The organism is Paenibacillus sp. GD4 (assembly GCF_030846225.1).
Classification (GTDB): domain Bacteria; phylum Bacillota; class Bacilli; order Paenibacillales; family NBRC-103111; genus Paenibacillus_G; species Paenibacillus_G silviterrae.
Window position 1 is genome coordinate 1,244,735 of record NZ_JAVCYK010000001.1, and the last position, 12,502, is coordinate 1,257,236.

Genomic DNA, 12,502 nt, shown 5'->3' on the forward strand with positions numbered 1-12,502 from the left:
GACAGCTCTATACCTGTTTTGTGCTGCATAGGATGGAAATAGCCATTTGTGCTTACATAATGCGAAGGAGTGAGAACACATGTCCATGAATCCGTTACAGCCGGTCGGAGCCGCTGCCGGAGCCGGCGCTTTACAGCCGATTTACCAGTTGGACCCCGAGACGGCAGGTGCTATGAAAAAGTGCAGGGAGCGCCTCCATTCCATTTGCAGCCAGCACATGAACCGCCCTGTCCGTGTCCAAACGGTACACGGCCAAACGCATGACGGCTATATCGTGCACATCGACAGCGATTACATCTACCTCCAAATCATGCCGGGACACAGCCGCGCCTTCATTCCCTTTGGCGGCTTTGGGCCATACGGAGGCTTCGGGTCTCCGGGATTCAATCCCTATTATAACAATGTGGTTTTGCCGCTCGCTCTGTTTAATCTCCTCGCCGTCAGTCTGCTGTGGTAGTTTCCTGTCATGCCGAAAAGCCTGCCCGCTCTCCTTAGGGAAAGCAAGCAGGCTTTTTCATACCCAGGCCATTTATTTTTTGAACTGCATAACCTTCCTGCGGCCCTGCAGCATTTGCTCCAGCTGCCATCGTTTCATCTTCTTCACCTTCAGCAGCTCCCGGCGAGTCTCCTCCTCCACGCCCAGCAGCTCGTGAAGATGCGCAGCTACGATCAAGAGCGCCATCGCAAGCCAAACGAAGCCGAACACCGACTCGGGCGCCAAGCCGTCGCTTAAACTTAACCGCGGAACGGCAAAGATAACCATTCCTAGAGTTAAGCCCATATAAACGAGATTACGTATCCCTTTCATCGGTCCTTGTCTCCCCTCCCCAGAACAACTTGTACGCTTCATTCTATGAGGCACGGGGACGGATTATCACCGAAAAAAAGACAGGCTACGCTTTTGCCGGCTGCGGCTTCGTTTTCTTTCTCCAAAGAGACATGAATTTGCCGTAGGCAGCGACCAGAATCCAAGGGACAAACAAGGTCGCGGCAAAGCCTCCGAGTGTATACGCATGGTATAGCAGAATGTCGCCGGTCGCCCGCTCCACCCGGGTATGCCAATACGTAAGGACCGCCGGATGCACCAAATAAATACCGAAGGAGACCGCTCCGAGCCGGATGAGCCATTGCGCAGCGCTTTTCCACTTGTTCAACAGCCCTCTCCCGAACCAGATGAAGCTCATCGCCACAAAGATCGCATACGAGTGAAACATGACTTCATACCAGACGCCGTTTAACCGGACTAGCTTGTATTGCTCCATTAGAATGGACCCGGCGAACGATGCACCGATGATCAACGATAGCGGCAGCACCCAGCTGATGTGCTTCCGCAGCCATTCGATGAACGGCTGGTAATACAGCCCGATCTGCCCGCCTACCGCAAATACCGCGAAATACGTCACAGCCAGCGAAGGGACATGCTCTACAGGCGACACATACCGGTTGTAGCAATAGAAGGCGGCTTGAACAAGCAGCCCGAACAAAAACAGACTTCGGCGAAACCAAGCCCATTTCCGGCACAGGGTCATCAACAGCGGGAACAATAGGTAAAACTGCACGATAATCGTCATGAAATACAAGTGATACGAGGCATCCGCCCACGGCAGTAAATCCAGAAAGGCGCGCCAGTCGAAATGCAGAGTGTTCCTGGAAAAAATCCATTGGTTGTACAGGTAATAAAACAAGGACCAGACGAGATAGGGAATAACGACCTGCTTTACTCTTCTGAGGTAAAAGGTGACTCCCTGCTTGGCGCCCCAATCGTTCGAGTAGCGATAGAACAAGACGACGCCGCTTAATAAAATAAAAACGGGTACGGCAAAGTTGCACAGCTTGTTTACTGCTAAGTAGACCGCCTGCGCCGTACTGCCGACCGGAAGCTCCACGGTAGCCTCCGAGGTGGCATGAATCGCTACCACCGCTAAGATGGCAATCGCTCTCACGATATCCAGCTCATGGAGCTTGGGGAGTGATTTCTTTTTTGCAGGGGGAGGTACGGTTTCCGTCAAATGTTGTCGACTCCTTTGTCGAAGAAATGCTATAAAGCATTGTAACATATTGGGTGTGTCAAGCCTACCCCACCGAAATATCACTTATAATCACGCATAAATACTTATATTTACTTAAAAACACTTGCCTTCATGCATCACCTTCACTTAGAATGAAGAAAAGAACACCAAGTTATCTGAGGTGAGCGCCATGTATCAAGAAGAACGGTTTATCGGTATTTTGCAGCACCTGCAGCAAAAGGGCCGCATCAGCACGGATGAGATTTGCGAGCTGTTCGAGGTATCGCGGGATACCGCCAGGCGGGATATTGTCAAGCTGGAAGAGCAGGGCCGCATCCTGCGAACTCGCGGCGGCGCGATTCTCCCCACCTTGATGAAGGATGTCGTGGATTATCATACAAGGCTACACCTGGAAAGCACCGGCAAGCACGCCATCGGCGAATATGCCGCCTCCTTGGTCCATGAGGGAGACTATTTGTTCATGGAAGCTTCTACGACCGTGCTTCAGGCGGCGGAGTGCCTGAGAACGTCGCAGCACGTTGTCGTAACCAATTCGATGGACATTGCCGGTACGCTGTCGGCGAGGAACGGCATTACCGTGCATTTGCTCGGCGGTGTCGTACATCCCAAGCACCGCTTCATCGCCGGCTCAAGAACGATCGATATGCTGCGCGATTATCATGCGGATAAGCTTCTGCTCGGCACCGCCGCCTTGTCCGCCGAAGGTCTCTCTAATCCCTATGAGGACGAAGGCCATGTCCATCGTGAAATGGTCGAGCGGGCGGATCAGGTAATTGTTCTCGCGGATCATTCGAAGTTCGGGCAGCGTACCTTTTACCGGGTTGCAGGTCTTGAGCAAATTGATATCATCATCACGGACCGGCGTCCGGAAGAACGATTCGCCGAGCTGCTGGACAAGCACGGCATTCATCTGATCGTCGCCGCAGAAGAAGGAGAGTAGCACTTATGATTAAATTGATTGTCAGCGATTTGGACGGTACCTTGATCCATCATCATTCCTCGATCCGGGAGGAGGATGTGAAGGGCCTTCAAGCTATGTTGGAGGAGGGTGTTGCCGTAGCCTTCGCCTCCGGCCGCATGTATCCCGAAATCGATGCGGTCATGAAGGAAATCGACCGGAGGGTTCATTCCATTTCCCAAAACGGAGCCTATGTCCACACCTCGGACGGGACGCTGCTTTCGCATCACGCCTTCGAGCGGGAGCTTCTCCTGGAGCTGGCCGGAGCTGCGGAGGGCATGCCCTTCCTGACCATGCTCTGCGGACCGGACAGCTACTTCGTCGAGCGGATGAATGAGCATGCCCGCATCATCGGAGCAAGGCTGATGGCGCCTTTTCACGAGATCCCCCATGCGAGGGAGCTCCTGGGACGCGAGGTGATGTGCGGCAAAATGTCCTTTTTCGGCGATGTGGAGCGTCTTCGGAGCTTGCAGGGAAAGCTGCTCGAGCAGTATGGCGAGCGGATTGACGCCTACATTTCCGATATCGACTGCATGGATGTTATGCCGCGGGGCGTTTCGAAGGGCACCGGCCTGCATGCGCTGCTGAAGAAGCTCGATGTCCTGCCGGAGGAGACCGTATGCATCGGAGATTCGTTCAACGATCTCGCGATGTTCTCCGAGACGCCGCACAGCTTCGCTATGGCCGGCGCCCATCCGGAGGTACGCGCAAAGGCAAAGCATACCGCTGCGTATGTAGCGGATGTGATTGCCTGGGTCAGAGCCTATAATTTACGAGAAGCCGGTGTATAAACGCCGGCTTTTTTTGTTGTTTCCCACCCTCCGGCGACGCCGGACAGCCTGCCGCAGCACCTTCCCATCGGGCCTACGAACGCTGTACTTTTCGGCATGGTCCATTCACCAAGGTGTAGATGCCCTCATATGATGACAGTAGCTCGTTACTTGGTAGATGTATGTTGTGCTGGGAAGGAGGTCCGCAATGAAAAGAACGAAGGTAAAGATTCATGTCAGCGCCAGCCTTTCACCGGACGGCTCCGTTGTTATGCTCAGCGATTCTCTCGTGAAGAAATGGAAGCTTTCGCAGAACCCATCCGTCTCCCTTTGCTTTGGGTCCGCCAAACAAGAGGTAAAGGTCATCCCTGTCACTCAAGCGGGAATGCTGCGACTGAGTGACACCCTCGCTGCCAAATGGGGCGTGAAACACGGCGATTCCTTGTGTCTGCAATATAAATCCGCCTCGGGTTCCCTTCATCTGGGACCGTTAATCGGAGTCATGGTCAGCCGTGCCAACGCCAGTGCGGGTGATAAGCTGTTCGGTACAACGACCGCCTTCTGCCACGAAATGACGGAAGCATGCAAGACCTACGGTGCCGCCGTCTTCTTCTGCACACCGGAGGACCTGAAGACGGCAGGCGATACCGTCAAGGGCTGGCATTACGCCGGCCGCTGGATTCGCTCTACCTTTCCTGTACCCCATATACTGTACAATCGTCTTACCTCTCGCCGCTACGAAAATTACCCCCACGTCCAGCAGTTTGTAAGCCAGGCCCGAAGCAAGCACCGCACCATCATGTTTAATGAGAAATATCTCAATAAAAGCGAGGTCTTCGATGCGCTGCGCAAGGAAGCCGGACTCCAGACGTACTTGCCGGAATCCCATCTGCTTCGTAATTTTGCCATGCTGAAATCCATGTGCAGCAAATACGCCTCCGTCTTTCTTAAGCCTATAACGGGCAGCTTGGGTAAAGGCATCATTCGCATCCGCCGCTCCGAGGGCGGAACGTATGTCGCCCATTTCACCGGCCTGAACGGCACCCGAAAGCAGGTGTACCGCAGCCTGACTCAGCTGTACTCGGCCATCTCGGGCAAGGTGAAGACCGGGCGGCACCAGATCCAGCAAGGCCTGAACCTGATTCAGGCGGGCGGCCGCCCCATCGATTTCCGGGCGCTCGTGCAGCGGGATGACACCGGATCATGGACCGTCACCTCCATCGTCGGACGGATTGCAGGCAACCACCAGTTCGTCTCCAACCTGGCCCGGGGCGGAACGCTCTGCACCGTCAGGGAGGCCCTGGCCCGCGCCGGTGCCTCCGCTGCAGGGGCAGCCAGGCTGAAGCGCGCCGCCCTGCAGATTGCGAAGGGCATTGAGACGCAGGTGGAGGGACATTTTGCCGAGCTGGGGGTCGACCTCGCCTTGGATACCTCCGGGCGGGTGTGGCTGCTCGAGGTGAATTCGAAGCCGTCGAAGGATGACAACACCCCGCTGAATGCGGAGCGAAAGATCCGCCCGTCCGTGAAGACGGTCGTACAGTATGCTCGCCATGCGGCGAAATTCTAATCAAAGACCGGGGCCAAGGGGGATGCTTCTGCCTTCCCAGGCCGCGGCAACTGCCAAAGCAGGAAGGTGAAACGCATGATGATTACCATGCTGGAGCGAACGACCGGACGCACCTTGGGCATCATGACGACACGTACCGAAGGAGACGTCCCTTTTACGAACCGCGGGTTCTACCGCCGCTTGATTGTATGCGGTCGGCGCTATGGGCTGACCGTGTTTGTTTTCTCGCCGGAGGGCATCGATTGGTCTCTCTCCCGAGTCACCGGTTACGTTTATGAACCGTCGCTGAAGCAATGGGTCAGCCAGTGGTTTCCTCTGCCGGATGCGGTGTACGACCGATGCTTCTTCTCCACCCGCAAGGAATATGCCAATTACCGTACGGCTCTGCGCCGCCTGCTGGAACAGCAGCCGGTCCGGCTGCTCGGCTACGGCCTCAAGGGCAAGTGGGAGGTGCAGCAGCTTCTCCAGCGGGAGGAACGGCTCCGTCCCTTCCTTCCGCCCACGGAGGAGCTGCGCAGCAGCCGCACGATGCTGGAGTGGCTGAAACGCCGCGACGCAATCGTGCTGAAGCCACAGGGCGGCTCGCAGGGACGCGGCGTGCTGCTCGTGCGCCGCGAAAGCGCCGGGATGGCCCGCGTCAGCGCTGACGCCGTCACGGAGAATACGGCCGAGGCGGCCTTCTCTGTGCGCGGCCGCGACACGCGCAACCGGCGCATCGCGCACGGCTTCGGCGACGCCGCCGCGCTGCTGCGCTGGCTGCGCCGCTTCACGGGGCGGCGCAGCTATCTCGTGCAGCCGTACCTGCGGCTGCACGATGCCGGCGGCGATGCGTACGACGTACGCTCGCTGGTGCAGAAGGACGGCGCCGGCCGCTGGCGGCTGACCGGCATGGCCGTCCGCCAAGGTCAGGGCGGCAGCCTGACCTCGAACCTGCACGGCGGCGGCAAAGCGGAGGCCGCCGGGCCTTTCCTGGCCCGCGTGTTCGGGCCGGAGAAGGCGCGTCAGCTCCAGAAGGAGCTGACGCGGCTATCCGAGCTCATCCCGGATGTGCTCGAATCCTGTCACGGGCGGCTCGTCGAGCTCGGCATCGACTTTGGTGTCGATCTCGATGGTTATATTTGGATACTGGAAGTGAACTCCAAACCCGGCCGCTCCATCTTTACTTATTTACAGGACGATAAGGCGCGTAACCGTGCGCTGGAAAATCCCATTCGGTATGCCAAGTATTTACTGACGCAAACAGCGATTCCCGAAGATCATAAACTCAGACGTTTTGGACAATCGCGAGAGCGGTGAAATAAGGCTACGCTCGAGCGGCAGCAACGGATGAGCCGGCCTTAGGCAAGGCCGCGATTCCTTACGAAGAACGCTTCGCACACGGAGCGCTAAGGAGGTTTATCATGAGTTTGACAACCTGCACGATTCACGTCACCCAGCGGCAGGAGCGAGCGGTCTTCTTGACAAGTGAGCTTGCCAGCGCCCTCAAACTGGCCAAAACGAGAAGCGTGACATTACGGCTTGGCAGCAAAAGCCTTGAGCTTGGTCTGAGACTGCTCAAGAAAACCGGCAAGCATCTGTATTTGCCGGCGACTTTATATAAGCAGCTTCATATCCCGCGTCTCGGCAGCACACTCATCCAAAGCAGCGGCGGCGGCAAAGAGCTCGAGATCGGACCGCTCATCGGCATTCTGACCAGCGTCTCGAGCAGCAGCACCGCTCCCTTCGGCTCCCGCACCGAATTCATCCGCCAATTCATGCGTGTCGGCTCAGATAAGGCATATTACTTTGCCTTTTCCCCGAACCAAGTGAATTGGAACCAAGGCACGGTAACAGCAACCATTCCTCGCTCCGAGGGAGGCTGGGTCCGCAAGGTGGTTCCGCTGCCGGACGTGGTATACAACCGGCTCCCAAGCCGGAAGGCGGAGAAGCTCGCTTCGATGAACGCCTTCAAAAACCGTTTTATCCGGCGCGGCATTCCGCTGTTTAACTGGAGCTTTTTCGACAAGTGGGATGTCTACAACCTGTTAGAGGGCACCGATGCATACAAGCATGTGCCGGATTCCCGAATCAATCCCTCCGCGTCAGATATTAGAGAAATGCTCGAGAAGCATAAGTTCATTTATTTAAAACCGACCGGAGGAAGTCTCGGCATCGGCATATACCGGCTGACGTACAATCCGAAACGCGGGTACTATGCCCGTTTCCGCCGCAGCGGCCGCAATGTGCTGCTTCGCTTCGCCAAATTCGACGGTCTGATGAACCTGCTGACCCGCCAAAACGGCCGCTTAAACCATTATGTGGCGCAGCAAGGCATCCGCTTGATCGAGATTGACAACTGTCCGATTGACTTCCGCTTCCATATGACCAAAAATTCGAACGACCAATGGATCGTTGCAGCGATCGGCGCCAAAAAGGCGGGTAAAGGCAGCGTAACAACCCATGTTCGAACCGGAGGCCAGCTGATGACCCCCGAGCAGGTGATGCGTCAGGTCTATGGTGCACGTGGAGATAGTGTGCTGCAAACGGCCAAGGATGCAGCCATCAAGCTTGCGGAGGCTGTAGAGAAAAATCATCGCCATACGCTGGGAGAGCTCGGCTTCGACATCGGCATCGATCAGAACGAGAGGGTATGGATGTTCGAGGCCAACTCCAAGCCCGGCCGGTCGATCTTTAAACACCCGGCGCTCAAGGAACAAGGCAGAGCCTCGCTGCAGTACATTTATGACTACTGTCTCTACTTGAGCCGATTTCGGGCAAGGAGGGATTCGTGAGTGGACGCGAGCACACAGCAGAAGCCGCAGCGGCCTACGCTGGCCATTCTCACTTACTCGGATGACAAGAGAATTTTTCGAGGAAATCAGGAAAACTTTATCGATTTAATCCGGGCTGGTCTGGAGCATCAGGTGAAGGTTTATGTGATGACCGTTCAGGATTTTAAACTTACCGGGAGCTCCGCCGTAGGCTACACGTATGATTTTGCGGCGAAACGCTGGAAGAAGGGGGAGCAGCCGATCCCGCATGTCATTTATAACCGGATCCCCTTCCGCAAATTCGAGCTGCTTCCCGAGGTGCAGCAGGTAATCCAAACCTGCTTGCGCCACGGACAGATTCATTTCTTCAACCCGTCCTTCTTCAATAAATGGAATTTGTTTGAGTGGCTGTCGAAATCCGGCACCACGAAGGGCTTTATTCCGGTTACACACAAACTGACCTCAAGCGAAGAGCTGGATAAGCTGCTCCAGAAGCATTCCTCCCTGTATTTGAAGCCGATTCGAGGCAAAGCCGGGAAGGGAATCATGAAGGTGAGCCTAAAGCCCGGAGCTGCCGGCACCCCCTTATATGAGCTGAGCATTCAGGAAAAAACCAAGAGCCACATCTCCAGGTATACGACGCCGACTCAGCTGTGGTCCCAGGTTCGTGAGCTTGTGGACTCCAAGGAATACATCATGCAGCAAGGGATCGATCTGTCGAGCTACAGGCAGCGCCCTTTCGATCTCCGCGTGCTGGTGCAGAAGAACGGCAAAGGCTTGTGGAGCATTGCGGGCGTAGGCGCCAGACTGGCGGGAAAATCCAGCATCACCACCCATGTGCCGAGAGGCGGCTCGATCGACGATCCGGCAAAGCTGCTTGCCTCCACCTTCGGTGCGGCAGGCAGCAAGCGAATTATCGTCAGCGCCAGAAGGTCTGCCCTTCTGATTGCGAAGCAGATTGAGAAGGCCAGCGGAAGCGTCCTGGGAGAAATGTCTATGGATCTTGGCGTAGATACGGACGGCCGCTTATGGTTCTTCGAAGCCAACTCCAAGCCGATGAAATTCGACGAACCCCATATCCGCAAGAAATCACTTGAAAATTTGATTCTTTACAGCGCCTTTCTATCCCGCAGGAAAAAAGTCCGCACTGCAGCCAAACCGGGTAGGACACGGATTACAACAAAACGTAATGCAAGCAGGTGACGACAGCATGCCCCTTTACCAAGTTGGTGTATTAGCGATGTATATGCAAGGAAAAAAGCTGGAGGAGCTTTCCTTCTTCCGCAAGCTCTGTGTCAACGGACGCAAGCTTGGGCTGGAGGTGCTCGTCTTCACGCCGGACGACGTACATGAGAGCAAAGGACCTCGCATTCATGCGCTGTCGTATAATCCGGAGAAGGGTAAGTGGGAACGCAAGTGGACTTCGTTCCCACCCATCATTTATGACCGTGCGCGCTATCACGGGGTGAGCAATTACCGAAAGCTGAAGGCCTTCCGGGAGCGGCATACGAAGCTTCGCTACATTAGCCGACCGATGGCCAACAAATGGACGATGCATCGGATTTTGTCCGAGCACGACCAAATCAAGCCGCATATGCCGGATACGGAGAAATTCGAGGACGCGAAAAGCATTGCGAATTTCGTGAAGAAGCACTCAATCGTCTACATGAAACCGATGAACGGCACCGGAGGGCGGGGCATCCTTCGTCTGCAGCGTCTTCCAGGCGGCGAACACTGTTTGCTTCAGGGGCGTGACCCGAATCGGCGCATTCTCCTTCCGCAGAAGGTCACGCCTGAGCAAATTACGAGCCGGGTTACCGGCTGGAAGCTGGGCCATCGGTACATTTTACAGCAGGGGATTCCCCTCCAGCTGAAGGACGGACGCGTTCACGACTTTCGGATGCTCGTTCAGAAGGACAGCACCGGGGTGTGGCAGGTTACCGGCTGTGCCGGACGGGTCGGACCGAAGCGCTCCGTGACGTCCAACCTTCATGGCGGAGGCTCGGCGACACCGATGGAAACCTTGCTGAAACGGAGATTCGGCTCGCAGGCAAAGGTAGACCAAATCAAACAAAGCGCGTATACTCTCGGCTTGAATGTCGTGAAGCATTTGGAAGAGAAGTTCGGACGTCTATGCGAGGTCGGCATCGATCTGGCGGTTGACCCGAAGGGCCATGTGTGGCTCCTGGAAGTGAATCCGAAGCCGTCGCGGGAAGTATTCTACCGGATCGGAGAAACGGAAACGTACCGGAGAGCGATTACACGCCCGCTGGAGTATGCGCTCTGGCTGCTAAAGCAGAAGAAGCCGGCCGAAGAGAAAAAGGAGTAACCTTTACCTACAACAAACCCCCTGCCGGCCTTTATGGCCTAAGCAAGGGGTTTCGTTATTATTGTATCAGCGTTAACAGATCCTCAAACCGGTTAATGACCACATCCGCATCGTCGAGCTCTCCTTCTTTACGGAAGCCGGCGTAATCGCAGCCGACCACCTTCAAGCCGTTGGCATGACCTGCCTCCACATCGGACGAGCGGTCGCCAACCATCCAGGCCGACTTCAGCTGATGCCGTTCGAGCAACAGGCGAACCAGATCATTCTTGGAGCGTGTTTGGTACTCTCCCGCGTTATACAACCCATCCTTCTCGAACAACGGCTCGAGGCCATGCATGCGGATAACTCCCTTAACGTATGCTTCAAGCCCATTACTGGCTATAAACAGCTTGATGCCCTGCTCCCGCGCAGTCTGCAGCGTACGGGCCACACCGTCATATAACTTCCCTTCCTTGCGGGCCATCCCCTCGAGCTGGAAGTTCAACAGAAGCTCGTCCGCCCGTCGATGCACCTCGGCACCGTAATCCGGCATCACCTGCTGCCATATATGCTCCAGCAGCATTCCCAGCGCGCCGAGAATATGCTTCTCCGGCGGCGTCTCTCCTTGAAACAGGCCTTCCTTCCGCAGCTGATCAAAGGTGGCATAATACGCCGGCAGCAGCAACGTTTCCGTTTGAAACAACGTGCCGTCGAGATCGAAAATCATCGCTTCCGGCTTCGTCCATTTCCCAGTCATTCGGTTCCCCTCCCGAAACACTTTTTTACGTATTATACAACCATGATTTCCCGGTAAAGTCAAACCGCACCTGGAATGAATTGGTTGCTGTCGGGAACCCCGCAGGCTTCGTTTCATCTCAGTTTGGTGCGGAGTGCTTTATGTCCAAGTAAATTAAAAAAAGATAAAAATATATGCGGCCACGGTAACGTCAAAGATCGCACAGAGAGGCGGAAACCAGTGGATTACCTTGGTCTTGATCACTTTCGGATGGTGCAGCATATCCCATATTCCGTGCAAGGCAAATCCGATTCCAATCCACATTGGGGAAACCAATAGTCCCATGGCTGCCATCGTAAAAAACAGAAGAGACATTCCAAACTCAACAGAAATCCATTGGATTCGCGAATCTGCTAAAGCAGCCCCCAAATAAACGCAGGCGGTATATCCTAAGAATAACGCGAACATTTCATAAGCGATCGGTGAATAAAACCAGTAAAAGCATCTAATGGTCAATAAGGCGAGTAAGATACCTCCAACAATTATTTTCCCTTGATTTGACATGATACATCCTCCTAGTGTAATCGTTCCTATGCATATCTTAGCACCTGGAGATTACAACAAAGCGCAAAAAATGTACCCGTTTCACGCAAATGATTGCGCCCTTCACGCAAAAAAAGGCACGCCGCCGGCATGCCTATTCCTTCAAGCTATTTACGTAACCTTGCTTCTCTTCCTGCCTGGCAGCTTGAGGTTCACATCGTTCATCTTAACCCTGTAATCCTGTCTGCCCTGCCCCTTCGGATTAGAGGTTTTCATTTTCGAAAATAAGGAGGTTAGCAGGTAGGCCGCCTCATACAGGGTTATATAAATAAGGAAGATGATAAAGTAATTTACCCACTTGTATTTTTCGAACAAACCGAACATGACCAGTAATGGTTTGAAACCAAACCCAAATGCCAGTGCAGTTAAGACGGCATACAGGTGAAAGTTTTTCCCTCGCTTAAGGGTCCATTGATAGACGAACATGATCGCTACCGGGATCAGCGCAGCATCTAATGAAACACTGGGCAGAAACGGTATTACCTGATATGGGTATCCCCATAACCCGTAACGGATGCCGAATACATCTGTATAAGCAAATAGCACATGAGTGGCGAATCCATAAAATGCGATTTGGTAAATCCTTGTCCGATCAATAAATCTGTATACTAGAATGAGTGGGATTATAAGCATAGCCAGGATTGTCCAAAATTGCCAGGTGGTAAAATTGGAGTATAGAGACCAATAATTAACCCCCTCACGAGTAAGCTGTTCTTGAGTCGATACTATATTATGAAAATAATCAGCTTGTGTTTGCGTCATCCTTGTGTTCCCTCCTTG

The 12,502-nt window shown here is 54.5% G+C and carries 13 protein-coding genes; 8 read left to right on the plus strand and 5 right to left on the minus strand.

All coding sequences use genetic code 11. The annotated features are described in order from the left end of the window. Window positions 1-79 precede the first annotated feature (79 nt). On the plus strand, window positions 80-457 hold the full coding sequence (locus tag RAC89_RS05930; RefSeq protein ID WP_306612404.1) for a hypothetical protein: 378 nt from the start codon (window positions 80-82) through the stop codon (window positions 455-457). A 72-nt stretch (window positions 458-529) separates the two neighbouring features. Here the strand turns inward: RAC89_RS05930 and RAC89_RS05935 are convergent, their stop codons facing one another. Both RAC89_RS05935 and RAC89_RS05940 read right to left on the minus strand, forming a co-directional pair. Continuing rightward, window positions 530-808 (minus strand): hypothetical protein, encoded by a 279-nt coding sequence (locus tag RAC89_RS05935; RefSeq protein WP_284641155.1) that lies wholly within the window; start codon window positions 806-808, stop codon window positions 530-532. A gap of 85 nt (window positions 809-893) precedes the next feature. Beyond that, on the minus strand, window positions 894-2,009 hold the full coding sequence (locus RAC89_RS05940; RefSeq protein ID WP_306612407.1) for an acyltransferase: 1,116 nt from the start codon (window positions 2,007-2,009) through the stop codon (window positions 894-896). A gap of 190 nt (window positions 2,010-2,199) precedes the next feature. On the opposite strand from RAC89_RS05940, the gene RAC89_RS05945 reads away from it, so the two are divergent. From RAC89_RS05945 to RAC89_RS05975, 7 genes are all read left to right on the plus strand, one after another. After that, window positions 2,200-2,970 carry a DeoR/GlpR family DNA-binding transcription regulator gene (locus RAC89_RS05945; protein WP_306612409.1) on the plus strand — a complete coding sequence of 257 codons (771 nt, stop codon included), beginning with the start codon at window positions 2,200-2,202 and terminating at the stop codon, window positions 2,968-2,970. A 5-nt stretch (window positions 2,971-2,975) separates the two neighbouring features. Next, a complete protein-coding gene (locus RAC89_RS05950; RefSeq protein WP_306612411.1) occupies window positions 2,976-3,779 on the plus strand; it encodes an HAD family hydrolase in 804 nt (267 codons plus the stop codon). A 187-nt stretch (window positions 3,780-3,966) separates the two neighbouring features. After that, complete coding sequence (locus tag RAC89_RS05955) at window positions 3,967-5,325, plus strand: YheC/YheD family endospore coat-associated protein (RefSeq protein ID WP_306612413.1); 1,359 nt, start codon at window positions 3,967-3,969, stop codon at window positions 5,323-5,325. Between the two features lie 75 nt (window positions 5,326-5,400). After that, the gene (locus RAC89_RS05960; protein ID WP_306612414.1) at window positions 5,401-6,621 is read left to right on the plus strand and encodes a YheC/YheD family endospore coat-associated protein; all 1,221 of its coding nucleotides are present in this window, start codon (window positions 5,401-5,403) and stop codon (window positions 6,619-6,621) included. Window positions 6,622-6,725: 104 nt separating this feature from the next. Then, on the plus strand, window positions 6,726-8,096 hold the full coding sequence (locus RAC89_RS05965) for a YheC/YheD family endospore coat-associated protein (RefSeq protein WP_306612416.1): 1,371 nt from the start codon (window positions 6,726-6,728) through the stop codon (window positions 8,094-8,096). After that, entirely contained in the window at window positions 8,097-9,278 is a 1,182-nt protein-coding gene (locus RAC89_RS05970; protein WP_306612417.1) for a YheC/YheD family endospore coat-associated protein, read from the plus strand. It begins immediately after the preceding gene. A gap of 37 nt (window positions 9,279-9,315) precedes the next feature. Next, window positions 9,316-10,404 carry a YheC/YheD family endospore coat-associated protein gene (locus tag RAC89_RS05975; protein ID WP_306612419.1) on the plus strand — a complete coding sequence of 363 codons (1,089 nt, stop codon included), beginning with the start codon at window positions 9,316-9,318 and terminating at the stop codon, window positions 10,402-10,404. Window positions 10,405-10,462: 58 nt separating this feature from the next. On the opposite strand, the gene RAC89_RS05980 is transcribed toward RAC89_RS05975, so the two are convergent. From RAC89_RS05980 to RAC89_RS05990, 3 genes are all read right to left on the minus strand, one after another. Continuing rightward, the gene (locus RAC89_RS05980) at window positions 10,463-11,140 is read right to left on the minus strand and encodes an HAD family hydrolase (protein WP_306612420.1); all 678 of its coding nucleotides are present in this window, start codon (window positions 11,138-11,140) and stop codon (window positions 10,463-10,465) included. A gap of 153 nt (window positions 11,141-11,293) precedes the next feature. Further along, window positions 11,294-11,683, minus strand: coding sequence for a DUF6010 family protein (locus tag RAC89_RS05985; RefSeq protein ID WP_306612422.1), 390 nt, complete (start codon window positions 11,681-11,683; stop codon window positions 11,294-11,296). Window positions 11,684-11,833: 150 nt separating this feature from the next. After that, window positions 11,834-12,484 carry a CBO0543 family protein gene (locus RAC89_RS05990; RefSeq protein WP_306612423.1) on the minus strand — a complete coding sequence of 217 codons (651 nt, stop codon included), beginning with the start codon at window positions 12,482-12,484 and terminating at the stop codon, window positions 11,834-11,836. Window positions 12,485-12,502: the final 18 nt, after the last annotated feature.

What these genes read in the sequence shown, in the direction of transcription:
- RAC89_RS05930 (WP_306612404.1), top strand. Translation starts at nt 80, where the DNA reads ATGTCCATGAATCCGTTACAGCCGGTCGGAGCCGCTGCCGGAGCCGGC.
- RAC89_RS05935 (WP_284641155.1), bottom strand. Translation starts at nt 808, where the DNA reads ATGAAAGGGATACGTAATCTCGTTTATATGGGCTTAACTCTAGGAATG.
- RAC89_RS05945 (WP_306612409.1), top strand. Translation starts at nt 2,200, where the DNA reads ATGTATCAAGAAGAACGGTTTATCGGTATTTTGCAGCACCTGCAGCAA.
- RAC89_RS05950 (WP_306612411.1), top strand. Translation starts at nt 2,976, where the DNA reads ATGATTAAATTGATTGTCAGCGATTTGGACGGTACCTTGATCCATCAT.
- RAC89_RS05955 (WP_306612413.1), top strand. Translation starts at nt 3,967, where the DNA reads ATGAAAAGAACGAAGGTAAAGATTCATGTCAGCGCCAGCCTTTCACCG.
- RAC89_RS05960 (WP_306612414.1), top strand. Translation starts at nt 5,401, where the DNA reads ATGATGATTACCATGCTGGAGCGAACGACCGGACGCACCTTGGGCATC.
- RAC89_RS05965 (WP_306612416.1), top strand. Translation starts at nt 6,726, where the DNA reads ATGAGTTTGACAACCTGCACGATTCACGTCACCCAGCGGCAGGAGCGA.
- RAC89_RS05975 (WP_306612419.1), top strand. Translation starts at nt 9,316, where the DNA reads ATGTATATGCAAGGAAAAAAGCTGGAGGAGCTTTCCTTCTTCCGCAAG.
- RAC89_RS05980 (WP_306612420.1), bottom strand. Translation starts at nt 11,140, where the DNA reads ATGACTGGGAAATGGACGAAGCCGGAAGCGATGATTTTCGATCTCGAC.
- RAC89_RS05985 (WP_306612422.1), bottom strand. Translation starts at nt 11,683, where the DNA reads ATGTCAAATCAAGGGAAAATAATTGTTGGAGGTATCTTACTCGCCTTA.
- RAC89_RS05990 (WP_306612423.1), bottom strand. Translation starts at nt 12,484, where the DNA reads ATGACGCAAACACAAGCTGATTATTTTCATAATATAGTATCGACTCAA.